General features: G+C 48.9%; 25 protein-coding genes. 12 read left to right on the forward strand and 13 right to left on the reverse strand.

The annotated features are described in order from the left end of the window. Positions 1–2: 2 nt before the first annotated feature. Positions 3–1358: a dicarboxylate/amino acid:cation symporter gene (locus TK45_RS00130; RefSeq protein WP_131256592.1), complete on the reverse strand. Its 1356-nt coding sequence runs from the start codon at positions 1356–1358 to the stop codon at positions 3–5. A 112-nt stretch (positions 1359–1470) separates the two neighbouring features. Between TK45_RS00130 and TK45_RS00135 the strand changes: the two genes are divergently transcribed. Continuing rightward, positions 1471–3681, forward strand: coding sequence for an Ig-like domain-containing protein (locus tag TK45_RS00135; RefSeq protein WP_131256593.1), 2211 nt, complete (start codon positions 1471–1473; stop codon positions 3679–3681). A 64-nt stretch (positions 3682–3745) separates the two neighbouring features. On the opposite strand, the gene astB is transcribed toward TK45_RS00135, so the two are convergent. Further along, positions 3746–5095, reverse strand: a complete 1350-nt coding sequence (gene astB, locus TK45_RS00140) for an N-succinylarginine dihydrolase (protein WP_131256594.1) — start codon at positions 5093–5095, stop codon at positions 3746–3748. 265 nt (positions 5096–5360) lie between these two features. On the opposite strand from astB, the gene topA reads away from it, so the two are divergent. After that, entirely contained in the window at positions 5361–7994 is a 2634-nt protein-coding gene (topA, locus tag TK45_RS00145) for a type I DNA topoisomerase (RefSeq protein ID WP_131256595.1), read from the forward strand. A gap of 32 nt (positions 7995–8026) precedes the next feature. Here topA and TK45_RS00150 read toward each other — a convergent pair whose 3' ends face one another. From TK45_RS00150 to TK45_RS00165, 4 genes are all read right to left on the reverse strand, one after another. Beyond that, positions 8027–8458 carry a hypothetical protein gene (locus tag TK45_RS00150; RefSeq protein ID WP_165490665.1) on the reverse strand — a complete coding sequence of 144 codons (432 nt, stop codon included), beginning with the start codon at positions 8456–8458 and terminating at the stop codon, positions 8027–8029. Positions 8459–8600: 142 nt separating this feature from the next. After that, positions 8601–9125 (reverse strand): flavodoxin FldA, encoded by a 525-nt coding sequence (gene fldA, locus TK45_RS00155; RefSeq protein WP_131256597.1) that lies wholly within the window; start codon positions 9123–9125, stop codon positions 8601–8603. A gap of 33 nt (positions 9126–9158) precedes the next feature. Further along, the gene (locus TK45_RS00160) at positions 9159–9383 is read right to left on the reverse strand and encodes a DUF2788 domain-containing protein (RefSeq protein WP_131256598.1); all 225 of its coding nucleotides are present in this window, start codon (positions 9381–9383) and stop codon (positions 9159–9161) included. Positions 9384–9424: 41 nt separating this feature from the next. Further along, positions 9425–10198: an alpha/beta fold hydrolase gene (locus TK45_RS00165; protein ID WP_165490666.1), complete on the reverse strand. Its 774-nt coding sequence runs from the start codon at positions 10196–10198 to the stop codon at positions 9425–9427. 111 nt (positions 10199–10309) lie between these two features. Between TK45_RS00165 and seqA the strand changes: the two genes are divergently transcribed. The 6 genes from seqA to TK45_RS00195 all read left to right on the forward strand — a co-directional run bounded on the left by seqA (position 10310) and on the right by TK45_RS00195 (position 15735). Then, positions 10310–10849 (forward strand): replication initiation negative regulator SeqA, encoded by a 540-nt coding sequence (seqA, locus tag TK45_RS00170; RefSeq protein ID WP_131256600.1) that lies wholly within the window; start codon positions 10310–10312, stop codon positions 10847–10849. Continuing rightward, a complete protein-coding gene (pgm, locus tag TK45_RS00175; protein ID WP_131256601.1) occupies positions 10846–12486 on the forward strand; it encodes a phosphoglucomutase (alpha-D-glucose-1,6-bisphosphate-dependent) in 1641 nt (546 codons plus the stop codon). The genes seqA and pgm overlap by 4 nt, the downstream gene beginning before the upstream one ends. A gap of 102 nt (positions 12487–12588) precedes the next feature. Next, positions 12589–13902 carry a bifunctional diguanylate cyclase/phosphodiesterase gene (locus tag TK45_RS00180; RefSeq protein WP_131256602.1) on the forward strand — a complete coding sequence of 438 codons (1314 nt, stop codon included), beginning with the start codon at positions 12589–12591 and terminating at the stop codon, positions 13900–13902. 55 nt (positions 13903–13957) lie between these two features. Further along, entirely contained in the window at positions 13958–15010 is a 1053-nt protein-coding gene (gene astE / locus TK45_RS00185) for a succinylglutamate desuccinylase (RefSeq protein ID WP_131256603.1), read from the forward strand. Continuing rightward, a complete protein-coding gene (locus TK45_RS00190; protein ID WP_131256604.1) occupies positions 15003–15431 on the forward strand; it encodes an HIT domain-containing protein in 429 nt (142 codons plus the stop codon). The genes astE and TK45_RS00190 overlap by 8 nt, the downstream gene beginning before the upstream one ends. After that, complete coding sequence (locus tag TK45_RS00195) at positions 15409–15735, forward strand: heavy metal-binding domain-containing protein (RefSeq protein ID WP_131256605.1); 327 nt, start codon at positions 15409–15411, stop codon at positions 15733–15735. The genes TK45_RS00190 and TK45_RS00195 overlap by 23 nt, the downstream gene beginning before the upstream one ends. On the opposite strand, the gene TK45_RS00200 is transcribed toward TK45_RS00195, so the two are convergent. The 5 genes from TK45_RS00200 to TK45_RS00220 are packed head-to-tail and all read right to left on the reverse strand — an operon-like array spanning position 15736 to position 18824. Beyond that, on the reverse strand, positions 15736–16530 hold the full coding sequence (locus TK45_RS00200) for a formyl transferase (protein ID WP_131256606.1): 795 nt from the start codon (positions 16528–16530) through the stop codon (positions 15736–15738). After that, entirely contained in the window at positions 16527–16682 is a 156-nt protein-coding gene (locus TK45_RS00205; RefSeq protein WP_131256607.1) for a DUF2897 family protein, read from the reverse strand. Before TK45_RS00205 ends, TK45_RS00200 begins: the two co-directional genes overlap by 4 nt. After that, a complete protein-coding gene (locus tag TK45_RS00210; RefSeq protein WP_131256608.1) occupies positions 16679–17356 on the reverse strand; it encodes a M15 family metallopeptidase in 678 nt (225 codons plus the stop codon). The genes TK45_RS00205 and TK45_RS00210 overlap by 4 nt, the downstream gene beginning before the upstream one ends. Next, entirely contained in the window at positions 17353–18483 is a 1131-nt protein-coding gene (gene dapE, locus TK45_RS00215) for a succinyl-diaminopimelate desuccinylase (protein WP_131256609.1), read from the reverse strand. The genes TK45_RS00210 and dapE overlap by 4 nt, the downstream gene beginning before the upstream one ends. After that, positions 18480–18824, reverse strand: coding sequence for an ArsC family reductase (locus TK45_RS00220; RefSeq protein ID WP_131256610.1), 345 nt, complete (start codon positions 18822–18824; stop codon positions 18480–18482). The genes dapE and TK45_RS00220 overlap by 4 nt, the downstream gene beginning before the upstream one ends. Positions 18825–19566: 742 nt before the next feature. On the opposite strand from TK45_RS00220, the gene TK45_RS00225 reads away from it, so the two are divergent. The 3 genes from TK45_RS00225 to TK45_RS00235 are packed head-to-tail and all read left to right on the forward strand — an operon-like array spanning position 19567 to position 21944. Continuing rightward, a complete protein-coding gene (locus TK45_RS00225) occupies positions 19567–20649 on the forward strand; it encodes a patatin-like phospholipase family protein (protein WP_131256611.1) in 1083 nt (360 codons plus the stop codon). Between the two features lie 2 nt (positions 20650–20651). Continuing rightward, entirely contained in the window at positions 20652–21089 is a 438-nt protein-coding gene (locus TK45_RS00230) for a DUF192 domain-containing protein (RefSeq protein ID WP_131256612.1), read from the forward strand. 51 nt (positions 21090–21140) lie between these two features. Further along, positions 21141–21944, forward strand: a complete 804-nt coding sequence (locus TK45_RS00235) for a S1/P1 nuclease (RefSeq protein WP_131256613.1) — start codon at positions 21141–21143, stop codon at positions 21942–21944. 231 nt (positions 21945–22175) lie between these two features. On the opposite strand, the gene TK45_RS00240 is transcribed toward TK45_RS00235, so the two are convergent. Further along, positions 22176–23267 (reverse strand): acyl-CoA desaturase, encoded by a 1092-nt coding sequence (locus tag TK45_RS00240; RefSeq protein ID WP_131256614.1) that lies wholly within the window; start codon positions 23265–23267, stop codon positions 22176–22178. An 8-nt stretch (positions 23268–23275) separates the two neighbouring features. After that, the gene (locus tag TK45_RS00245; protein WP_131256615.1) at positions 23276–24373 is read right to left on the reverse strand and encodes a flavin reductase family protein; all 1098 of its coding nucleotides are present in this window, start codon (positions 24371–24373) and stop codon (positions 23276–23278) included. A gap of 350 nt (positions 24374–24723) precedes the next feature. Between TK45_RS00245 and TK45_RS00250 the strand changes: the two genes are divergently transcribed. Next, a complete protein-coding gene (locus tag TK45_RS00250) occupies positions 24724–25359 on the forward strand; it encodes a CPBP family intramembrane glutamic endopeptidase (protein WP_131256616.1) in 636 nt (211 codons plus the stop codon). Positions 25360–25381 lie beyond the last annotated feature (22 nt).

Genomic DNA, 25381 nt, shown 5'->3' on the forward strand with positions numbered 1-25381 from the left:
AGTTAAGATTGAGACTGGTGTTCGACCACGGTGTCCAGATCAATTGCCTCTTCTTCGCCCGCTGCATCAGGATCCAAATAGCGTGCCTGATTAAATTCACCTTCACTCTTGGCAATAATCACCGACACCATCGAGTCACCCGTGACATTGACCATAGTTCGGGTCATATCCAGTAATCGGTCTACTGCCATGATCATACCTATGGCTTCATGGGGAAGATTAACCTGCTGTAGCACCATACCCAACATAATGAGCCCAACCCCGGGTACTCCTGCCGTACCTACCGAGGCCAAGGTGGCAGTTAATATCACCATCAGCAGCTGCGAACCGCTTAAGTCAACACCATACATTTGGGCAATGAAGGCAGTGGCTACACCCTGCATTATGGCCGTGCCATCCATATTAATGGTGGCACCCAGTGGCACGGTGAAAGAGGCAATATTTCGACTCACACCCATTTTTCGCGTAACCGTTTCATAGGTGACCGGCATTGTGGCGTTACTGCTAGATGTGCTGAAGGCAAACAGCCATGTATCTCGCATTTTACGCAGGAACATCAGAGGATTGAGACCAGTCAGTACCTTAAAGATTAATGGGTAGACTAATAATCCATGCGCGAGCAGCAACACTGCGACGAGCACAAAGTATTTACCTAAATTGACGAATGCCTGTGGATCGACGGTGGCGGCCATCTTTGCCATCAAAGCGAATACGCCGTAAGGCGCCAGATTCATCAGAATCATGACCAGTTTCATGATGACGTCATTGAGGTCGTCAAACAAACTGGCAATGCGCTCACCGGCTTTACCACTTAATGCGATAGCGATGCCAAACAGCATGGCAAATACAATCACCTGTAGCATCTTACCCTGAGCCATTGCTTCAATCGGGTTCTGCGGGAACATATCAATAATCACCTGACCAATGCCGGGTGACGGTTTCGGCGTAAATGCTTTGTCGGTTTCCAGCATCACGCCAGCACCTGGCTCTATAGCAAGTGCCATAAACAAAGCGAACGTCACGGCGATCGCGGTGGTTGCCAGGTATAGGCCAATGGCTTTACCTCCAAGGCGACCTAAACGGGTTGGGTCGCTTAGTTTGCATACACCACAGACGAGCGATACGAATACCAGAGGGACGACGAGCATTTTCAGGCTGTTAACAAAAATACTGCCGACTACGTTGAATATACCATCGACTAAAATGCTATACGTTGAGATGGTGGAGCCGAATACAACAAATGCGTAATCTCCACTATCATCAAATAGCCAGTTTAACGCAGTTCCGATACTGATCCCGGCGATCATGCCGATAACGATGCGTAGCGTGAGATTGTGTTTGGATGCCGAATTGGCCATCTGAGATCCTTGTTATAGTTTTGTTAGGGCGTAGCCTAGCAAGTTTGGCCGCAGCCAACAATCAGATAGGAATACTCGCGGAATAACCGCGTCAAAATGCAGGAAGTTGAACATGAAAAGCTTTGTTAAATATTTTGCCTCTTTAATGATCATGTTAGGTCTGAGTGCATGTGGTGGGGGCGGGAGTCTAACCCAGGACGGGAGCAACAACGGCGGCAATACCTCAGGTACGTCCTATACCATCGCCTTGACCCTGCATGACGCCGCCACCGATGAACAGGTGGATTCCAGCACCTTGCTAAGTAGTGCTAAACCGTTAAAAGTGAAGGCTACTGTGACTGCGTCTAATGGTTCGTCGGTTGCCGGGCAGGTCGTTGCATTTAGTTTCGACGAAGAAAATCTGGCAAGCTTTACCGTGCAAAACGGACGGGTTGCGCTAGATGCTAACGGGCAGGCCAGTATCGGTTTGATGGTCGGCTCGACCAGTGGTGCAGGTAACGTCATTGCTACATTTGGCACAACGACTGCACAGATTGCATTTACTTCAGCTGGTGAAGGTGCAGAAAATAGACAACCTGCCAACTTAGACTTGTTTGCTACGTCACTGCAATTGCCATCCAGTGGCTCCGATCAGATTACTATTACTGCAGCAGTCAAAGATAGTAACAACAGTGTTATGGAAGGAATCACCGTTAATTTTGCAGTTGACTCAAATGCTGCTCTATCTAGTTCTACAGAAGTAACGGGTGCAGATGGCAAGGCATCGGTTGTTCTTTCAACCGGTGATGACCCGGAAAACCGCCTCGTTACTGTGACCGCTTCGGTGGGTAGTGCCTCGCCTATTATTAGCACCCTTGAAGTCCAGATTGATGGATCTGTGGTTGTAATAAATGGTCCTAAATCCGTTATCCTCGGCGATACCGCCCCGATCAGCGTTAGTGTTTTAGATTCAGACGGTAAGCCAGTAAGTGGTAAAGAGGTGACGCTTACTGCACAACTAGGTTCGCTGAATATTGCAAATCCAATCACATCCGAACAAGGCGTTGTAACAGGAACGTATCAAGCAGCTGCCTCAGGCACAGATACTATAGTTGCAAGCGCTCTAAATTATTCAGAGAGCATTGAAATTGTGGTTGGTGAAGATTCTTTCCGCTTTACCACATTACCTACGGATGAAGTGTATCTCGGTACAACAGAAACTGTAACGGTAACTTGGTTAAAAGACGGTGCTCCATACGCGAACGGCGCGATGACATTTGTCGCAAGTCGCGGCCAGATAACCAATGCTGATTTAACTACCGATGCAAACGGGCAGGCGTCGTTTGATATTCAATCCAGTAGTGCAGGATTTGCTTCGATTTCAGCGATAGGAGTCGACAGTAATAATGAAGAAGTCAGTGCGCGGGTTGAAATTGAGTTTGTTGCCTCAACTGCGGCATCCATCGTGGTTGATGCTACACCTGATGCAATTGGACCTGATGGTCAGGAAGCCACTATTACGGCAGTGGTAAGGGATCCTGCGGGAAATCTGGTGAAAGGAAAACAGGTCAGATTTGAAGTGGAGGAAGTTTCCGGAGGACAGTTATCACCAGTTCTGGCGACTACAGACAGCAGTGGTTCCGCCTCAACCGTGTATACCTCTGTGGGCACCAGCGAATTAAATGGTGTAAAGATTACTGCCACTGTAGTGGATACACCGTCAGTCAGTGCGTTTACAACGTTAACTGTGTCTGATCGAGCCTTTGACATTTCATTTGGTACAGGTAATCAAATACAGTCACCTAACGATGCAACGTACTTGAAAGAGTTTGTGGTGTTTGTCAGTGATGCCAGTGGTAATCCTGTGCGCGGAGAACCTTTGAGTGTATCTATTGCTCCTCCAACCCCGACAGCGATTGCATACTACAAAGGCTTCTGGCAGTGGGATGATGACCTCAGTGTTTGGTTCACGGTTACTACTGCTAGTTGCACATCAGAAGACGGTCTGAACGATCCTGATGAAGTAAATGGACAACTGGACGCGGGTGAAGACCGTAACGGAGATGGCGATCTAACCCCGGGTATCATAGGTGTGATTAGTTTTGAAGATAATGTGAATACCACAGATGAAAATGGCCAAGTGATTTTGCAGTGGCGTTATCCGAAAGAGTTTGCCCCTTGGGTAAATATGGTAATGACGGTGCGTGGACAAAGCTCTGGAACTGAGTCGCAACAAACTCAGCAATACCGTTTACCAGTAGCGGCCGCAGACTTGAAAGACAAAGGTGCGAGTCCTCCGGCTAACCCATTTGGACTAAGCGGCAATTGCGCTGACACGTTGTAGTCTGCGTTGTATCAAAAAAGCCCGGGACATCCCGGGCTTTTTTATGACTGAAACCTAAACGGTGTTAAATCAATCCATCGCGCTGGAATGGATACACAGAGCCCAGTTTCATGATTTGCGTTAGTTCATCCAGGGCGGCGCGGCTTTCTTCCAGCAGCGCAGGATCATGCAGTTCATCGGCACTGAGTTCGTCGCGGTAGTGCTTGTCTACCCACTGATTCAAGCGGCTAAATAGTGCATCGCTCATCAGTGTGTTGGGGTTTACCGCGGCCAGTTCCTGGTCGTTTAGGGCCACACGCAGGCGCAAGCAGGCAGGGCCGCCACCGTTACGCATGGATTGTTTGACGTCAAAATAATGTACCTGCTTGATCGGTGTGTCTTGTGTGACCAAATCGGCCAGGTAACGGGAGACAGATTCACTTTCCTGACACTCGGTGGGGGCAATAATCGCCATTTCACCATTTGGCATGGTCAGAATTTGCGTATTGAACAGGTAGGTTTTGACCGCTTCTTCAACGCTTACTGCGCTGCTGTCTACACGTACAAAGTGCAGTGGGTGGTCACCAAATTTAGCGCGAATTTCGGCGAAATCGGCATCGGTGTTGGCAAAGGCTTCCTGATGGTAAAACAGCACATTCTGGTTGCCTACCGAAATAACGTCATTGTGGAACACACCTTTGTCGATCACATCCGGGTTTTGCAGCATAAACACAGTGTTTTCATCCGACAGACCGTGCAAGCGGGCAATGGCCTGACTGGCTTCTAAGGTCTGACGGGCTGGGTAGCGTTTCGGAGCCGGCTTACTGCTATCGAACGCGGTACGGCCATAAACAAACAGCTCAACCCCGGCATGGCCATATTGTGCACACAAACGGGTATGGTTAGCCGCACCCTCATCACCAAAATGTTCATTATCTGGCAGGTGTTTATGGTGGTGGAAGTATTTTCCGTCACTGAAAATGGCCTGCAGGATGCGCCCGGTGACCGCCGGCTCTAAAGAGCGGTGAAACTTATTGGTCAGGTTGGCTGGCGTAAAATGCACTTTGCCATCGGCCGTATCGGCACTGGGTGAGACGGTTGCAGCGTTGGCGGTCCACATGCTGGATGCTGAACAGCAGGCCTGTAATAACGCTGGAGCCTGCTTCGCCGCTTTTGCCAGTACCTGAGCATCGGTTCCGTTGAAACCTAAGCGACGTAGCGTAAGAATGTCTGGGCGTTCCTGAGGCGCCAGAATCCCCTGCACCATGCCCATATCGGCCAATGCTTTGGCTTTCATAAGTCCCTGTTTGGCGGCCTGACGGGGGCTACTTTTGGCTTTGGCATTTGATTGCGACGCGACGTTACCAAAAGAGAGCCCGGCATAGTTGTGTGTAGGACCAACTAAGCCGTCAAAGTTCACTTCAAAATGCTGCATACATCCTCACTTTTTATTTATTAAGCAGAGCGGGACAAGCCTGGATGTCAGACCGCTGATGGGAAAAGAGGCGGCATTATACGGTTTTTATGGCGGAAGCAAAATCGGATGTCTCAGCAATGAAATATATCCAGTGAAATAATAAAACCTTGTTTTCAGTAAAGTTTGTCTATATACCTTAAAAAGTTAAGAATTCTGTGTGACTGGGTGATGACCCGGTCTTTTCGTATAAAGCATCTAATTTTCAAAGGTTTACGTTTCATCTATGGGAAAATCTCTGGTAATCGTCGAGTCCCCGGCCAAAGCAAAAACAATCAATAAATACCTGGGTAGCGACTTTATTGTTAAGTCCAGCGTAGGCCATATTCGCGATCTTCCCACTAAAGCATTGGGCAAAGTTCCGCCCAAAAAGAGCAGTGCTGAATTAAAAAAACTCTCTGATAAAGCGCGTGATACTTATCTGCGCCACTATGAATATCTCAAATTAGTGGATCGAATGGGGGTGGACCCTCAGAACGACTGGGAAGCCCATTACGAGATCCTACAAGGTAAAGAAAAAGTCGTCAGTGAACTGAAAAAACTGGCTAAGCAGGCCGACACCATCTATCTGGCAACGGACTTGGATAGGGAAGGGGAAGCCATCGCCTGGCATCTGCGTGAGATCATTGGTGGTAAGGGAAAAACCTTTCAGCGCGTGGTGTTTAACGAAATCACCAAGAAGGCAATTCAGGAAGCGTTTTCACACCCGGGAGAGGTGAATATTGCCCGGGTAAATGCTCAACAGGCACGACGCTTTTTGGACCGTGTGGTGGGCTTTATGGTCTCGCCATTGCTGTGGAAAAAAATTGCTCGCGGTTTGTCCGCCGGTCGCGTTCAGTCAGTCGCGGTGCGCCTGGTGGTGGAGCGTGAACGGGAAATCAAAGCCTTCGTGCCGGAAGAATTCTGGGAAGTCCATGCTGACGTCAGTAAAAATAACAGCGAGGCCTTTCGTCTACAGGTAGCCCGTCAAAACGGCGAAACATTTAAACCGGTTAATAAAGCTCAGACGGATGCGGCATTAGCGCTGCTGGAAAAAGCCCAGTACGACGTTGTGAGTCGCGAGTCTAAGCCAACCCAGTCGCGTCCAAGCGCACCTTTTATCACGTCAACCTTGCAGCAGGCGGCCAGTACCCGTCTTGGTTTTGGTGTGAAGAAAACCATGATGATGGCGCAGCGTTTATATGAGGCAGGGCACATTACCTATATGCGTACCGACTCGACTAACCTCAGTGCTGAGGCGGTGAGTGCGGCGCGTGATTACATCGGTAAACAGTTTGGCGATAAGTATTTGCCGGCTAATCCGATTGTGTATGGCAGCAAGGATAATGCCCAGGAAGCGCACGAAGCGATTCGTCCTTCTAACGTCATTGTCTCAGCGGCTTCCTTATCCGATATGGAACGCGACGCTCAGCGTCTGTACGAATTGATTTGGCGTCAGTTTGTCGCCTGTCAGATGACGCCTGCACAATATGACGCAACCACGATAAAAGTTGCTGCCGGTGAATTTGAATTGACCGCCAAGGGCCGGGTATTGAAATTCGATGGCTGGACGCGGGTGCAAAATGCCATGCGTCGTAAAGGCGAAGAAGATGTGCTGCTGCCAGACGTTAACGCCGGCGATAAACTAGCGCTGCAAACCCTGTTACCCAAGCAACACTTTACTAAGCCACCGGCACGTTTTAATGAAGCGTCACTGGTTAAAGAATTGGAAAAACGCGGTATTGGCCGTCCATCTACCTATGCCAGCATTATTTCGACGATTCAGGATCGTGGCTATGTTCGCCTCGAGAGTAAACGCTTCTATGCGGAAAAAATGGGCGAGATCGTAAACGATCGCTTGCTGGAAAATTTCTCGAACCTGATGAGTTATGACTTTACCGCCAATATGGAGCAACATCTGGACGATATTGCAGAAGGTAAGCTCAACTGGAAACAGGTATTAAATGATTTCTATGGAGACTTTTACGATCGTTTGATTAGCGCAGAAAAACCAATGGAAGATGGTGGTATGCGCAATAATCAGGCAATCGAAACGTCAATTTCCTGTCCGAAATGCCAGCGCCCGATGATGTTAAGAACCGCCAGCACCGGCGTGTTCCTCGGATGTTCCGGGTTTAATCTTCCACCTAAAGAACGCTGCAGCACAACGATGAATTTGCTGCCCGGCGATGAGGCGATTAAAGCTGATGATGAGGACAGTGCAGAGACTGATGTTCTGCGCGCTAAACATCGCTGTCAAAAATGCGGTACTGCGATGGACAGTTACCTTCTCGACGAGACCCGTAAACTGCATTTGTGTGGCAACGCACCGGCTTGTAGTGGCACGGAAGTGGAGCAAGGTACCTTTAAGATTAAAGGTTATGATGGCCCGCTGATTGAGTGTGATCGCTGTGGCAGTGATATGGAGCTTAAAACTGGGCGTTTTGGTAAGTATTTCGGCTGTACTAACAGCGAATGTAAGAATACGCGCAAGTTGTTGAAAAACGGTGAAGCCGCGCCGCCTAAAGAGGATCCGGTGGACTTACCAGAGTTGCCATGTAGCAAGTCGGATGCACACTTTGTGCTGCGCGATGGTGCGTCAGGTATTTTCCTGGCAGCTCATAACTTCCCGAAATCCCGTGAAACACGTGCGCCGCTTGTAGCAGAATTAGCACGTTTCCGTGATCGATTACCGGAGAAGTTCTTGTACCTGGCCGATGCACCAAAGGCGGATCCGGATGGCAATCCGGCACTGGTCAGATTTAGTCGCAAGACTAAACAACAGTATGTGATGACGGAAAACGACAAAGGTAAAGCCAGTGGCTGGTCTGCCTGGTATGAGAATGGCAAATGGCAGGTCGACGATAAACGTAAATCGTAACTACTTGAAAAGGCTGCAATTCGCAGCCTTTTTTAATGGCCTAATCGGCGGGTAATTCGTTGCAGACTAAGCGCTATCAACGCGCCGAGTACAAAGCCCAGCAGTGGTAGCCTGATGGCAAACTCGACACCGAAAAATGTTTTAGCGCTTTGTTCCAGTGCGTTAAGTTCAGGGTGAATGATATTGCTAAGTAACACGTAGACCAGTGTGCCGCCGGATAACATCAGGCGCAGTCGGTGAGTCTGTGCCGGGTTAAAGGGCAGCCATGCCGCCACCGTCCACACTATCCAAGCGAAAGCGGCAGACAGCAATGCCACAATCGCAATATGTTCAAGACTGCCGAGCCCGCCGCTGACCAGAATGGTGACAGTTAGCAGTGCCGCGCTCAGAATAAAAGCGATTAGACTTTTGAAACCCAGAAAGGATGGGTGGCCATGAGAGCTGTTGTGCTGTTCCATGCTCAATCGGACTCCGTGTCATATATTGAGTAGTTGAAATTTTAACCGCGGTACTTTCTTAGAAAAGTAGTGAAAATGCAAGAAATAGAGTGTTAAGGCATTAAAAAACCCGGTGAACCGGGTTTTTGGGATTGTCGGCGTGTGGATATTATGCCAATTCAGCCAGGCACATTTCGTCGTGGATTTGTTTACACCATTGTTTTACGCGCGACTCGGTCAGCTCTGGCTGACGGTCTTCATCGATACCTAAACCAACAAAGTGATTATCGTCGGCCATGCCTTTCGATGCTTCAAAGCTATAACCATCAGTAGGCCATTTACCTACCAGAATCGCACCGCGTGCTTCTACGATGTCACGAATGGTACCCATCGCATCCAGGAAGTATTCGGCGTAGTCTTCCTGGTCACCGCACCCAAAGATCGCGACTAATTTATCGTTAAAATCGATTTGTTCCAGTTCAGGGAAGAAGTCATCCCAGTCACATTGGGCTTCACCGTAGTACCAGGTAGGAATGCCCAACAGCAGCAAATCGAATTCTGCAATTTGTTCTTTGGTGCTTTTGGCAATGTCATGCACTGCAATTAATTGCTTACCCAGTTCTTTCTGGATCATCTTGGCAACGTGTTCGGTATTACCCGTATCACTGCCGAAAAACAAACCTACGCTTGCCATCTACTCTTTAACCTTCTTAATGTGAAACTGTATTTAGCCGCTTATACCCTGCGCGTGCCAGAAAACCTGAATGATGCCTTTGATCAGAAAACCGGCGGCACCCAAACCTAATACGCCGTAAGCTACTACACGGCCTACCATTGGGACGTCATTCTTTTTCATCACGTCGTGAACGGCCATTCCCATCAACAGAAACAACCCTACCAGGCACAAATTCAGTAGCATTGACTCAATCTGCTCATAATTCTGATTAAACATTCGGCCAATCCTGTAAAAAAGCGGCGCGCACTATAGCATAATCATCCCATCGATGCATCAATGTGCTGACGCACGAAACGGCTGAATTCTGCCGGTTTTTGCGCATGTAACCAGTGCCCGCAACCCGCCATGATTCGAGCTTTCGCAGCCGGAAACAACTGTTCGATCGCATTTCGATGCGCAGCCTGAATATAGTCCGAATCTGCCCCTTTGATAAACAGGGTGGGGCCAGTATATTGATTGCCCATTTGTTGCATAGGTGCCCGTAAAATGTCGCCATAATCCCGTTGCAATAACGGTAAATTGAATCGCCAACGCCAGCCTTGCTCGGTCTGTTCCAGACTTTTTAGCAAAAACTGCCGGGTGCCGGCATCATCCAGATTTTTAGCCATGTAGGCGTCAGCCTCGCTACGGCTGGTGATGGTATCCAGTGGCACGGCATTTAATGCGGCAAACACATTGTCATGGCGAGGCGCATAATTTACCGGCGCAATGTCACCAATGGTTAATGAATCAACCCGGGCCGGATGCGTCAGCGCCATTTGCATGGCGACTTTGCCGCCCATGGAGTGGCCGAGAATGTGCGCAGATTGGAGCTGCAACTGGTCCATCACTGCAAATACTGCGTCTGAATAGGCCTGATAACTAAAGAATTCACTTTGCGGTGACAGGCCATGGTCGGGCAGGTCAATATTGATGGTAGAAAAATAGTCGGACAATGGCCGGCTTATCATCTTCAGATTGTCCAGTGAGCCAAACAGACCATGTAGTAAGATCAGCGCAGGCCCGTGGCCAGATTGTTCAAAATTTAGCAAACACACACCTAAAACTCTGTTATTTCATCGAAATCATGATCGATAACTGTACCAAACAGGTGCGGATTGTATAATGGCGCTAACTGCTGCCCCAAGGAGTAATCAGCAAAAATGAAACAAATTGAGATAGATGACGAGTTATATCGTTATATCGCCAGCCAAACCCAGTTTATTGGCGAAAGCGCCTCGCAAATCCTTCGTCGGTTACTGATGGGCGATAGCGTACCGGTTGCTGTCGCTGCCGAGACTCCCTCAGCGCCGGTTGCTAAAGCACCAGCGCCGGAGGTAAAAAGCGCAGCCACGTCGCTGAGTCAATTAATTAAAGATGCCAATCCGGCACAACACGCCAGTGCGGTAAAACGATTTTTAGTCTTACTGGGTATTTTACATCAGTACCACGGCAATGGTTTTGCCAAAGTATTGCAACTGAAAGGGCGTAACCGGGTTTATTTCTCTGCAGATAAAGAAACCTTATTACGTACCGGTAGCAGTACGAACCCCAAACAAATTCCGGATTCGGTGTATTGGGTGATTACCAACAATAACACCACCAAAAAATTAACCATGCTGACTCAGGTAATGACGTTGTTGGGTCACAAGGACGAAGAAATTAAACAGATTTGTGAAATTTTCGACCCGCAGGGAGAATAATTATGCATCCACGTGCAGGACAGCCAGCGCAACAAAGTGATTTAACCAATATTCCGCGTTTAGTCAGCCAGTATTACTGCCTGACACCGGATAGTACCAATCCGCTACAGGCGGTTAGTTTTGGTACATCGGGTCATCGCGGCAGCGCGGCACACTGTACGTTTAATGATGCACATATCGCAGCCATCTGTCAGGCATTGGCGGAATACCGGCAGCAGCAAAACATCACTGGGCCGTTATTTATTGGCATGGACACCCATGCACTATCTGAGGCCGCCTTTGCTACGGCAGTGGAAGTGCTTGTGGCAAACCAGGTATCTGTGGTGATCGAGCAGGGGCGTGGTTATACCCCGACGCCGGTGATTTCACATGCCATCCTGTCCCACAATCAGGATGGGACACAACGTGCCGATGGTGTGGTAATTACGCCGTCGCATAACCCTCCGCAGGATGGCGGTTTTAAATATAATCCGCCTCACGGTGGGCCCGCTGAAAGTGATATCACTAATCAGATTCAGGCCCGTGCCAATGCCTTGTTATCCAAAAATAACGAAGGTGTTAAACGCGTCGCCTTTGAGCAGGCTATTTTGCAGGTCACTGAACAAGATCTGGCTGCCGGGTATATCGCAAGCCTCGAACAAGTGGTGGATATGCAGGCGATTGCCAATGCAGGTCTTAAACTGGGTACCGACCCGTTAGGCGGTGCTGGGTTAGCCTTGTGGGACCGTATCGCCGAGCATTACGGCCTGAATATTGACGTAGTTAACCGCCGCATCGATCCGGCGTTTGCGTTTATGACACTGGATAAAGATGGTCAAATCCGCATGGATTGCTCATCTGCCAGCGCCATGGCGAGCCTGATTGAATTGAAAGATAAATTTGATTTGGCGTTTGGTAACGACGCGGATTTTGACCGCCATGGTATCGTTGATCCACAAATGGGCTTGATGAACCCAAACCATTACCTGGCAGTGGCGATTGATTATCTCTATTCCCATCGTCCCGATTGGTCTGCCAACATGAAAATCGGCAAGACGCTGGTGTCCAGTAGCCTGATTGACCGGGTTGCGTCGGGTCTTGGACGGGAACTGGCAGAGATGCCGGTAGGCTTTAAATGGTTTGTTGAAGGGCTTGGCAGCGGTGAAATCGCATTTGCCGGCGAAGAAAGTGCCGGTGGGATTTTCCTGCGTCGCAACGGATCAGTCTGGGCGACGGACAAAGACGGCATCATTATGTGCTTGCTAGCGGCTGAAATCCTGGCCGTTACCGGTAAAACCCCGGGCCAATATTACCAGGCGTTAACGGAAAAGTATGGCAGTGGTGTGTACGAGCGCATCGATGTGGCAGCGACACCCGCGCAGAAAAAGGTACTGAGTGGTCTGAAGGTTGATGACATTCAGGCGACAGAACTTGCCGGCGAAAAAATCACAGCGGTACAAACCCATGCACCGGGCAACGGCGCAGCCATCGGTGGGGTGAAAGTCAGCACGGCTAACGGCTGGTTCGCAGCAAGACCTTCAGGCACGGAAGATGTTTATAAAATCTATGCGGAAAGCTTTAATGGCGATGCGCATCTGGATGCCTTAATCAACGCCGCACAAAAATTGGTCGATGAAGTGTTTTCCAGTGTAAAATGAGCGGAATCTGTAGCGTAAGCTAAAGAAAACCCGTAGAGTCGCGATAACGTAAAAATAATAATAAAAACGCGCAGCACCATAGACAGAGGTTTGTAGTACTCAATGAGTTTGAGTTGTCCTGTACTGGCATCCATCCCAAATCGCTATATGTTCGTAGAGAAAATCACGGACGCGATTCAGCAAGACCCTAACATCTCACTAATGATGATCGATGTGGTGCGTTTTTCTGACGTAAGCACAGGGTTAGGCTATAAAGCGGGTGATCAGATCCTTGGACAGATTGGTAAACGTCTGCAGCGCTTAACCGGCAACAATGCCATATTAGGCCGTATCAGCGGCGATATCTTTGGTGTAATGCTGCCAAGTCGCTACAGTGAGTCTCGCTTTCGCGAGCTTTACACCCACATCATTGAACACTTCAAAGCGCCTATCACCTTGGATGGCCATTCGTTTATTGCCGATTTTAATGTGGGCGCGGTGGCGAATATGCCATCTAATAGTCAGGCAAATTTGCTATTTACCCGCACCGAACTGGCACTTAAGCAGGCGAAAGGCAATAAGTTCGAAAACTTCTGCTGCTTGCGTCTGCTTGATAACAACGAAAACGGCCGTTCACTGACGTTAAAAGCTGATCTCACCCGGGCCATCAAGAACGATGAACTGGAGTTGTATTTCCAGCCCAAAGTAAACCTGAGTAATTTGGAAATCGTTGGCGCTGAGTGTCTATTGCGCTGGCATCATCCTCTGGATGGCATCATTTTCCCAGGCGCCTTGCTGGAAGCCGCCGAGTCTTACAACATGATGAATGATATCGGTTACTGGGTGCTGGATCGGGCATTTCGCTCGTTAATGGAAATGCGCCAGTTTGGTATCGATTTGTCTTTGTCGGTAAATATGTCGCCTACCCAGTTGTATGACGAAGATTTCGCTAAAAAAATCAATGAGATGGTTATTCGTTATGGGGTAAAGCCAGAGCAAATTGAACTGGAACTTACTGAAGATATCGCCCTGAATAATTCGTTGATTGTGCATCAACAGCTGAACCTGATTAAGCGAATGGGATTCACGATTGCGGTGGATGATTTTGGTAAGGGTTACTCAAATCTGGCCTATATCCGTGATTTGCATTTGGACAGCCTGAAAATCGATAAGACCTTTATTTTGCAACTGGAAGATAACCCGGTGAATGAAGCCATCGTTAAAGCCACGTTGGTGATTGCCGAAGCATTGGGCTGCGAGGTTATCGCTGAAGGGATTGAAACCCTGAATCATTTGCATAAATTACGTGAACTGGGCGTACCGCAAGGGCAGGGGTTCTTGTTTTCTCGTGCCGTGCCATTTGACGACTTTATCCGCTTAACCCAGAGTGAACTGGCGGTGGGTGGCTCTCACGCTTATCAATCGCAAATCGCCTGATTTTCTGCATTGAAGCCGGTACAATAGTGCGGTGTTCAATCATTTATGGATCCCCATGGCAGTTCACCCAGTGCTGGCCGCAGCAGGTCAGTTCTTACACCTCTCCCGTACGCAAGCCGAATTATTTAACCAACCCCAGTCTTTGAGCTTAAGCGATGGCACGCAGGTCACGATTCACGCTGCGGGTATCATTGAGTTTGCACCGATAAACGCGGCCACCCAAGCCATCCTGCTATCCTGTGGGATCCATGGCAACGAAACGGCCCCTATCGAGATACTGGATGCGATGGTGCAGGACATTTTATGTGGTCGATTGGTGGTGAAGCATCGCTTGATGGTGCAGTTTGGAAATTTACCTGCCATGGATATTGCGGAGCGATTCGTTGATGAAAATATGAATCGCTTATTCAGTGGCGCGCACTCCAAAGCGCCGGGTCTGGTAAATCAGGAGCGCATCCGTGCCAAGCAGTTAGAAGATTGCACCCGCGCGTTCTTTTTAAAGGATTTGCTGCCGCGCTGCCACTATGATTTGCATACCGCCATTCGTGCCTCAAAGAACGATAAATTTGCGGTATATCCGTTTTTACACGGTAAGCCCTGGAAAGCGCAGCAGATTAGTTTTATGCAGGCGTGTGGGGTCAACACCATCTTGCTGTCCAACAGCCCAACGACGACTTATAGCTATTTTTCTTCTCATCAGTTTGGCGCTGATGCCTTTACCGTGGAATTAGGTAAAGTTCGCCCGTTTGGACAAAATAACATGGCAGATTTTGCCGAGGTGACATCCACGTTGCGGGCGCTGGTGGCCGGTGAAGCATTGAATTTACCCGACTATCAGGATGACGCGGTGAACCTGTTTAGCGTTAATCAGGTGATCAATAAGACGCAGCCTGATTTTCGATTGCACTTTGCAGACGATGCCCCCAATTTCAGTGATTTTAAACAAGGCGAGTTATTGGCCAGTGAAACCGGTCACGAGTATCGGGCGTTGGTGGATGGCGAGGCGATAGTCTTTCCTAATGCTAATGTAGCGTTGGGTCAGCGGGCACTGCTGACCGTCGCGCCGGTTACGTTGCAGCAAGCCAACGAGGGCAAAGCGGATGTTTGAATTGGATAGTCGACTGGCAAATGATTGCGCTCTGGTTACCGACCTGCCGCTTTGCCGGGTGTTACTGATGAAAGATGCCAATTATCCCTGGCTGATTCTGGTTCCCCGAATCGCCGGAGTGAAAGAAATTATTGAGTTAAGCACGCATCAGCAAAGTGAATTGTATCTGGAGTCAAACCGTGTGAGTCGCTGCTTGCAACAGCTGTTCAGCCCTGACAAACTGAATATTGCTGCGCTTGGCAATGTGGTGTCACAGTTACACATTCATCATATTGCACGATTTACCTCGGACGCGGCGTGGCCGAAACCGGTATGGGGTACAGTGCCGGCAACTGCCTACTCGGACCAGGCGTTGAACGAGCGCATTGCATTAATAAAACAAGGATTGGAGACAAATTATGATTATGACCACCACCAGTAATATCGAAGGAAAGAAGATTACTCAGTACATGGGGATTGTAGTGGGTGAAGCGGTGATGGGCGCGAATGTGTTCAAAGATATTTTTGCCAGTATTCGCGACATCGTCGGTGGCCGTTCCGGCAGTTACGAAGAAGAATTTACCAAGGCACGCAAAATTGCGTTTCAGGAAATTCAGAATGAAGCGTTAGCCATGGGTGCAAACGCGGTAATCGGGTTGGATATCGACTACGAAGTGGTGGGGCAGAACGGCTCCATTCTGATGGTAAGTATCAACGGTACCGCAGTACGTTACGAAGACGCCTGATTAGGCGTCTCCAGCAATCCAGCTGCGAACCAGCGTTTGTAGCTCCTGCATATCGAATAACCTCAGGCCTTTGGCAAAAAACGCATCAAGCTGAGTTTGATCAGGATGGCTGAAATAATGGCCACCGTCGCTGGGCGAGGCCGACTGCAATGGCTTGCCGAGGTTAAGGCTCTCGACCGCACTGACCATGGCATCCACGCCACTGGTATATAGAGACAGCACGTTGGTTAAGTAAGATTGCCTGTAATCCAGCGGCTGGCGCTGAATGGAAACAATATCTCCACTATCAATGCCAGCATCCTGAATAAAATGCAAGGTGGTACCAATCTGTTGTTCTGTATTCAACATGGCGTGAAATGTCGCCATCACGCCGCGATAATCCGGCAAAATTCCTGAATGCAGATTCAACACACCCAAACGCGATAATTGAATTACTGGCTCACGCAAGATCAGACCAAAGCGAATCGATAAGATGAGATCCGGTGCGATCTGTTCAATCTGCCTTATAGTCGCCTCATCGTTAATGCTACTGATCTGCTGAAATTGTCCTGCCGACACCAAATGTTCAAAAGAACGAATGCGACAACCATGCTGGCGAGCGAAGGGCAGCAATAACTCGGGTAACACCTGACGTTCGAGTAAATCCAGTTGCGCCAGCTCCGGTGGGGGTTGCTTGCCTTTGCCAACCCGGGCGGATGTCCACAACGTAACATCATGATACGGAAGCGCCTTAATCAGGCGGTTACAGGCAAGTAAACTGGCAATGTCCTGATTCCCTAACAGCAGAATTTTCATTCGTCATCATCGCTATAGGGTTGGGCTTTTACGCCGGGAGGCACCTCGTTTTTACTGTATTTATTGTTGGCGGTTTGTTTAAGCAACATCAGGTTGCCAACAATTACCCCCAGCACCACAAAAATAATGATGCCGACAATCCAGCCACTCATAATCTGACCTTATTTAATATGTATCGGTAAAAAATATCGTCGATGTGCGCAAGAATCGCCGATTTACCGGCAACACACTGGGTGCGCAGTAGGCTTACCAGTTGTTCAACGTCAAAGTTGTCACTGATTTCCCGCGCTTGCGGCCGGTAACTCAAATGCCAGGGTTCAGCAGCGATGGCACCATGAAATTCTGCATAAGGCCGGTAAAAACCATACGTGTGTGCGTGTTGTTCAAGCCATAGACTCATTGCCGCACAAGGGCCATTATCGTGATATTCGCTGGCAACCAGTTGCAGAGCATGGCCCCGTTCAGCACAGGCTCGGGCATCATACACGTCCAAATCTGTGCCCCAGTGGTGGCGACTTCCTCCCGGTATGGCGGAATAGAGTAAAATGGCAAACAGTTTTTGTTCATCACTCAACGCCTGCATGTCCACTGCTTGCTGATGAATATCCAGCACCGCGCGCTGACCCTGCCATTTGGCCTGCCAAATCGCACTTTGGCGGTCGAAACTACGGTGACTGCTGGCAATGGCAATGTCTATACCTTCGGCCGCAGCGGCCCGTTGCATCTGGATAAACGCTGCGGCAGCGTCGGGGGTAAGGCGATGGCCACTGGCTATCCCGACCAGATGGCTTTCTTCTATTCCCAAATACTGCGCGCTGCTGATCATGCCAGTAAGTTCTCCAGAATATGGAAGTACATGGCTTCCAGCTGAATAAGGTCATCGACTTTCACACATTCATTGATCTTATGAATGGTGGCATTGGGCGGGCCTAATTCCAGCACCTGTGCGCCGGTGGGGGCAATAAATCGACCATCCGATGTACCACCGGCGGTAGAAAGCTGTGTCTTGCGTCCGCTGACCTTTTCGATGGCCTTTTCAGTTGCCGCCAGCAGCGCGCCGCTGTCAGTTAAAAACGGTTGCCCGTTAAAGGTCCATTTAAGGTCATAGTCCAGATTATGTCGGTCGAGGATTTCTTCCACTCGCGCGATAAGTTCGCGGTCGGTGGTTTCGGTAGAAAACCGAAAATTAAAGCACACCTGCATTTCGCCCGGGATAACGTTACCCGCACCTGTACCCGCGTGGATGTTGGAAATCTGGAAGCTGGTAGGCGGAAAAAATGCATTGCCATCATCCCAATGGGTTGCTGCCAGTTCTGCCAGGGCACTACTGGCCTGATGCACCGGATTGCGTGCCAGGTGCGGATAAGCCACATGGCCCTGAATACCTTTTACCGTCAGATCACCGGTGAGTGAGCCTCGGCGGCCGTTTTTCACCACGTCGCCAGTATATTCAGTAGATGAAGGCTCACCGACTACACACCAATCGATTTTTTCATTTCGGGCTTCAAGGGTGTCCACTACCTTAGTGGTGCCATTGATAAATGGCCCTTCCTCATCGCTGGTAATCAACAGTGCAATCGACCCCCGATGATTAGGATATTCTTCAACAAAACGCTGGGTTGCGCACAACATCGCAGCCAGACTCCCTTTCATATCCGCGGCGCCGCGGCCATACAACACCCCGTCTTTTATGGTCGGTTCAAAGGGTGGGGTATCCCACTTCTCAGCCGGGCCAGAGGGCACGACGTCGGTGTGGCCGGCAAAACAGAACAGCGGGCGCTCAGTTCCCCTGCGCGCCCATAAATTGGTGGTGTCATGAAATACCATGCTTTCACAGGCAAATCCCAGCGGCGCCAACATATCTGTCATTAATTGCTGGCAACCGGCGTCATTGGGGGTAACTGACTCGCGGGCGATCAGGTCTTCGGTAAGCGCAATCACATCATGACTCATGCGAAAATCCCGGCATATTGGGCAGCTTTGAAACCCAGATAAAATTGCTCGTTGTGTATCAGCACAGGCCGTTTGATCATGGCCGGGTGAGCCAGCATCAGTTCGATTGCTTTGCTTTGTGTCATGTTCTGTTTGTCGGCGTCCGGCAATTGGCGGTAGGTTGTGCCGCGGGTATTGAGTAGTTGCTGCCAGCCTAATGCCTGCTCTGCATTAATCAACCACGCTTCACTCAATCCATCTTTGCGATAGTCATGAAAGCTAAATTCTATATGCTGCTGTGTGAGCCAGGCTTTGGCTTTTTTGATGGTATCGCAGTTGCTGATGCCGAACATTGTTGTCATGTGAATTCCCATATAATGCAATGAACCGCATTGTGGCATCGCTGTTAGTAAATATAAAGTAGGCGCCACTGCGGGGTCTGCGGCCTACATCAAGTTAATTGGATTCTGCAACGAATGATCGATCCGATCAAAAGGTGTGGATAATCTGCCGTTAACCCTTGAATTGTGTGAATAATTTCAAGGATCTGAGCGATCTAATCCACAGGCAAGGGTTCGGTTTGATGAAATGATCGACAAATCAATAAGTTGATCCTGATTGTCGGTAAGGCTTTGCTGATTAGATCTGCATCAATCTGCGCAGTCATTACACAAATCCTAACAGCAACAATAAGTTATTCAGGTTATCCACGTTTTCTGTGGATAACCTTGTTGAAAGCACTGGTAATACCAAGTAAGTGCATGTTTTTAAAAGATAAAAAATTATGCGCAAGAAATGAGCAGGGCAAATAAGTGTCTTAAAAATGTCATTTTTCGCCATTATTATCCTTGACAGTTGTGGAAAACTACCCGGTTATCCCCGAATGTTATACACAAATTCCCCTACATCGCGCTAAAAATGTGGATATTATCCGCTAGGTGTCGCTGATTACTGACACTTAAATTGTTTGTTTACCTGTCCGGTTATGAGGAATAAATACGATCAATGGCCACCTGAGGGCGGGTAAAGCGCTTTGGGAATAGCGATCTGTATGCGATGATTTCGGCAAACAATAACCGCCTACAGGATGCAGGGAGAAAAGCTATGGCCGCATTGCAGTTGATGGCCGGGGAAAATGCGTTATCGCAAATACGGGAACATGGATTACGCCCGGCATTGTTCGATTTTATGTTGGGGGCATCGGGCGGCCCAAAGTGGTTTGTACTGGCGGGTCTTGACCGGGTCATCATGCCGCAATTTTTTGCTGGCCGGCAAAAGCCGCTGGATATACTGGGATCCTCAGCCGGTTCTTTTCGCTTTGCCTGTTACGCCCAGCGTGACCCATTGGCGGCGATTAATCGCCTGGCCGACCACTATTCTCATACCGTTTATACTGACAAGCCTGACAGACAAGAGATCTCTGAAAAAGGCTGGGCGCTGATGGATCATTTCCTCGGAGAACATGGTGCGCAGGAAATTGCTTCCAATCCCGTGGTCAGGGCGCACTTTGTGGTAGCGCGCAGCAAGGGGATTATTGCCTCTGAGCGTACCCCTTTACAGGTGACAGGTTTATTAGCCAGCGCACTGGCAAATCGGGTGTCACGTAAGACCCTGGACTGGTTTTATCACCGCCACGTATTTTCATCTTCTCATTCTACGCTGCAACTGGACGATCCTTATCAGTTAGCCATCAGCCAGCATACGCTGACGCCGGAAAATCTGCCTAAGGCGTTGATGGCGTCTGGATCGATTCCTGTGGTTCTGGAAGGGGTGGAGAATATTCCTGATGCACCGCTGGGTATGTATCGAGACGGTGGCATCATCGATTACCATTTTGATATGGCGCTGAGTCGGCCGGATAGCCCGCAGGGATTGGTGTTGTATCCGCACTTTTTCGATCAACCGATCCCTGGTTGGTTTGATAAGTCGAATAAAAAGCGACGCCCTCATCGCCAGAGTTTTGAGCGGGTGCTTAAACTGGTGCCAAGCGCCCAGTTTATTGCGTCCTTGCCCTACGGCAAGATCCCGGATCGTAAAGACTTTGAAAGTTTGGATGCCACAACGCGGATTAAGTATTGGCAAACGGTGCTCAGTGAGTCAGATCGCCTGGGTGAAGAATTTATGAATTTGGTCGAAAAGCAAGACGTCGCCCATTTGATCAAGCCGATTGATTACTGCATAGGATAACGATGAAAAAGAGCATTATCAGCGCACTGGCCTTGATTGTCAGTACTGCCGCAGGTGCGCAACAGGCGCAGCTGGAACTGGTTGAGATTCAGGTAGGCCCGTTGGCGCTTAAAGTTGAATTGGCTAATGAACATGATGAACGGGTCGCTGGGTTGATGAATCGACGCATCGCGCTGCCTGGCATGTTGTTTTATTATCCTGAGCCGCGTCATATGGCGTTGTGGATGAAGAACACCCTGATTCCGCTGGACGCGGCTTACATTAACGAGGCTGGCGAAATTATCGATATTATCCAGCTGGAACCACATGATCTGACGAGTCGCCCGGCACCGGATAAGGTGATTGCGGCGCTGGAAATGCCTAAAGGATGGTTTGCCAAAAAGGGCATAAAAGTAGGGGACAACGTCAGTATCCCTGCTGATGTAAAGGCATACTATTAGCCTGCATTTATTGATAAGCTTTTGTAAATTAAAAAGATTTAAGGAATTAGTATGTTGTTACGCTGTAAAAAGCCTTTGCTGTTGGCTGCTGCCATGGCGACCAATATGGCTGTGCAGGCACCGGCCTTCGCGTGGGGCCAAACTGGCCACCGGGTCACTGGTGCCATTGCAGAACAATATTTAAGTGTTGAGGCTCGGGCTGCGATTGCCCGCTTAGTACCGCATAGCTCACTGGCTGAAATCTCCACCTACGCCGACGAAATGCGTTCAGAGCCTAGTGAGTACTGGCAAAAAATTACCCCACCTTGGCATTACGTCACGGTACCGGAAGGTAAGCATTACCATGCAGAGAAGCATGCGCCGAAACAGGGGGATGCCTACACCGCGCTGATGGGGTATAGCAAAACCTTAAAAGATCCATCGGCAGCCGATGCAGATAAACAGCTGGCGCTGAAAATGATCGTGCATATTATCGGTGATTTACATCAACCGCTGCATGTGGGTAATGGCACCGACAAAGGTGGTAACGACGTTAAAGTACGCTTTTTCTGGAACGACTCTAACTTACACCGTGTGTGGGATAGCCAGATCATTGACCAATATGGGTTGTCCTATACCGAGCTGACCAGCTGGCTAAGTGAAAAGATCACTGCTCAGGATGTTAAAGACTGGTCGAGCATCAATCCGCAGGACTGGATGGCAGAGAGTATTGGTTATCGCGATAACCTGTATCCCAAAGACGCCAATAACATGAACTATGTTTACCAGCATGAAAATCTGCCTACCGTGAAGCTGCGTCTGCAGCAGGCCGGTGTGCGCATTGCCAGTTATCTGAATGCGATCTTTGACAAATAAGATCTGGTTCAGGTGAGAGAAAGCCAGCATTGACTGGCTTTTTTTATGTTCGCTGCCCGGCTTTTTGCTCGTTAGCGCTATCAGCTAAGCATGCTAACTCAACCTGTACTGTGGAGTTGTTTCAGCGGGTTGTAAGTTATCGGCTGCGAATAATTTGCACGGGAGAACTGTTACGCTCGGTTTGCACTGTGCAAACCGAATCGATTTTGCCTAAAAATACCAACGATGTGATTAGGTGTTGGCGTTTAATGTACTGACTTTACCACCCGGTAGTGAGTAACGCAGAATACGCCAGAACACAGTGCCATATTGGCGTAAAAAGCTACCCGTGTTGTAAGGAATGTTAAACCGCGCTGCGATGGCTTGGACCTGTTGCGCCATTGCCGGGTAGTGCCGTGCTGGGATATCCGGAAACAAGTGATGCTCTATTTGACAGCTCAGATGGCCGGTTAAAATATGCAGCCAGGTGGGGCCGGTAAAATTAGACGAGCCGAGCATTTGACGAAAATACCATTGACCACGGCTTTCGTTTTCGCACGCTTGGGCATCAAAGGTATGAATATCGGCTGTAAAGTGGCCACAAAAAATAACGGTTGAAGTCCACAGATTGCGGATCATATTTGCGAGAAAGTTACCGGCTATTACCCAAAGCCACATGGGCCCGGCGATGAGAGGGAAAAATAAGTAATCTTTCAAAAGCTGGCGAGCACCTTTACCAAAGAAGGCATTTTTAAGGTCCTTATCACTAACCTGACTATGGCGGTCAGCTTTTTTCTTACCAAAAAACACCCGCTGGGCAGCCAGTTCATGGTATGACACGCCCCATTGAAATAACAAACTTAACAGCAAATAGGTGCCGCCTTGCCACAGATTGCGTAACCGCCATCGAAAATCATTACTCAGGCGCAGTAAACCGTAGCCAAAGTCGCGATCTTTGCCGATGATATTCGTGTACGTATGGTGTTCAAAGTTATGGGTGCGCTGCCATGAACCCGCATCGCAAGCAATATCCCACTCATAACGTTTGGAATGGAGTACGGGATCGTTCATCCAGTCGTACTGGCCATGCAGCACATTGTGGCCAATTTCCATATTATCGAGAATTTTCGCCAGAGCTAGCAGCATTACTCCTGCCAGCCACAGCCAGGGCGTAACAAAGCCGAGCACCAATAAAATGCGGCCACTGATTGCACTTAGGCGCTGCCACAGCAATACGCGGTGGATATAACGTGCATCAGTTTCGCCAAGCTGTTGTTTTACCTGTGATTTAAGCGCATCAAGTTGGTGCGCGAGCGCGTCATATTGTTCGCTGGTTAATTTCATCTTTTACCTTAAAGCTTAATAACCAGCTCGCTGACTGGCTGACTGATACAGAGTTGAATTTGCTCGCGGCCATGGCCGCTCAGAGTACCGTTGCGTATGTCACGCACCTGACCGGATACTTTTTCACAGACGCACTGAAAACATACCCCCATGCGGCAGCCGAAGCTCGGTGTTAACCCTTGTTGCTCTGCACTTTGCAGTATGCTTTGTGATGTCGAAACACTGATGTTGTGGGCCGTACCTGCTGAGATTAGCGTGCTGTTAAACACTGTCTCTGCTGCTGCGTTTGGGGTCGCTGGCGCTATGTCTACGCCAAATTGCTCGCGAAAAATATGCTCCGCTTGCACCGCGTTTTGCACAAGCTGTGCTGTGATGCTTTGCATAAAGCCTGCGGGGCCGCATAGGTAATATTGGGTGTGGTTATCGCTACAATGATGGCGAAATTGTTCACTGAACAGGGCCGCGGTTTGCTCCCGGCTATCTGAAAACACCAGATTAAATAAGGGATTCCGTTCAGCCAGTCGCGTCAGCGGTTGGAGTAGTGCAGCGCTTTCGATACCGCGTGCGCGATAGTAAAGGGTAACGGGTGCCAGCCAATGGCGCTGGCTTAACAGCATGGCGGCAATTGGGGTAATACCGCTGCCTGCGGCGATAAATACCGTTGGCTTAGTTGGTTGCTGCCAGTAAAAATCACCTTGCGCCGCGCTGATATTTACAATATCCCCGATATTTAGCGTACCAAGTAAGCTGGTAAATTCACCTCTGGGATCGACTCTGCAGCACAGGCGAATGCGGCGCATACTTTGCCACTCGTTAGTGGCTGAGCAAATGCTAAACGGACGTGTAATCAGGCGACCATTGTGATTGAGGGTTAAGTGAATGTGTTGGCCTGCAATAAACCCCGGCCAGCGCCGTGATACCTGCAGTGTTAGTTCGAGCATATCGGTGCATTGCCATTGATGGCTAAGCAGGCGTGCCCTAAATACATCAGGTAAAAAGCTCGGTACGAAGCGTTGAATAACAGGTAATAAATAGCGACTCAGGCTGGGCTGATTGCCCAGCATCAGACAAAATCCACGCCACAGACGTGTAAAAACAGCACTCACAACAGGTTTGCTCACTCAGCATTAATTTCGGCGCACAGTTGTACACTAAAATAACTGGTAAGGCCAGATTGAGCTTTTGGTTTGATTTGTGTTTTTATTTAAGTTTATGAAATATAGCTAAAAAAATAATTAAAATTAAATTCTTTTGATTGCGTAAAGAGAACGAGTGTTTGTTTTTGTGATTCATTTGCGGGCAGCTACCGCTATGGCCAGTGTGATGCAGTCAATATTGCTGAGACTGAACACTATCTGTACCGATATTTGGGGGAGTCAGTAATTCAGCTATTTTTTTAAGCCTACAGCTCAGGGTTTTCTATAGTTAAAGCTAGGCGTTCACGAGAGCATGGCAAATGAAACTGGGTCGGTGGTTGGAATTGGCAGGGATATTCGTTGTGTTGCCTGTTTTGCTGGCCATGTTTAGTCATTATTCACTGCGTTATCTGATGCCGTTACTCGCGGTGGTGGGGCTGTTGTGTTTGCTCTATTTGTTGCATGACAAGCAATTTAAACGTAAACGCTTATGGCGGATTAAGGGCGCGAGTGCCCATGTGTTGAATGCGATAAAATTGTTTTTGCCGCTGGCCATGGTGATTACTTTATTGGTCTATTGGTTTTTACCCGATAATTTTCTCGATTTACCCCAGCAACACACGCAGTTATGGCTGACAACCATATTTATTTATCCTTTGATCAGTGTATTACCCCAGGAACTTATCTTTCGCAGCTTTTTCTTTCATCGCTACAAACCCATTGTACCGGATAAACAACATCGCTGGTGGCTCAGTAGCGGCGTGTTTGCGCTGGCACATGCGGTATATGGTAACTGGCTGGCGGTGATTGGCAGCGTGTTTGCCGGCTTACTGTTTGGCTATCGGTATATTCAGAGCAAATCCACTCTGGTGGTAGCGCTCGAACACAGCCTATGGGGCTGTTTTGCTTTTACTGTTGGCTTGGGCGGTTTTTTCCTGTCGCAATCGCTTAATTAACTCGTCATATACGACTTTTGTC

It is taken from the genome of Bowmanella sp. JS7-9 (assembly GCF_004329715.1).
Classification (GTDB): domain Bacteria; phylum Pseudomonadota; class Gammaproteobacteria; order Enterobacterales; family Alteromonadaceae; genus Pseudobowmanella; species Pseudobowmanella zhangzhouensis.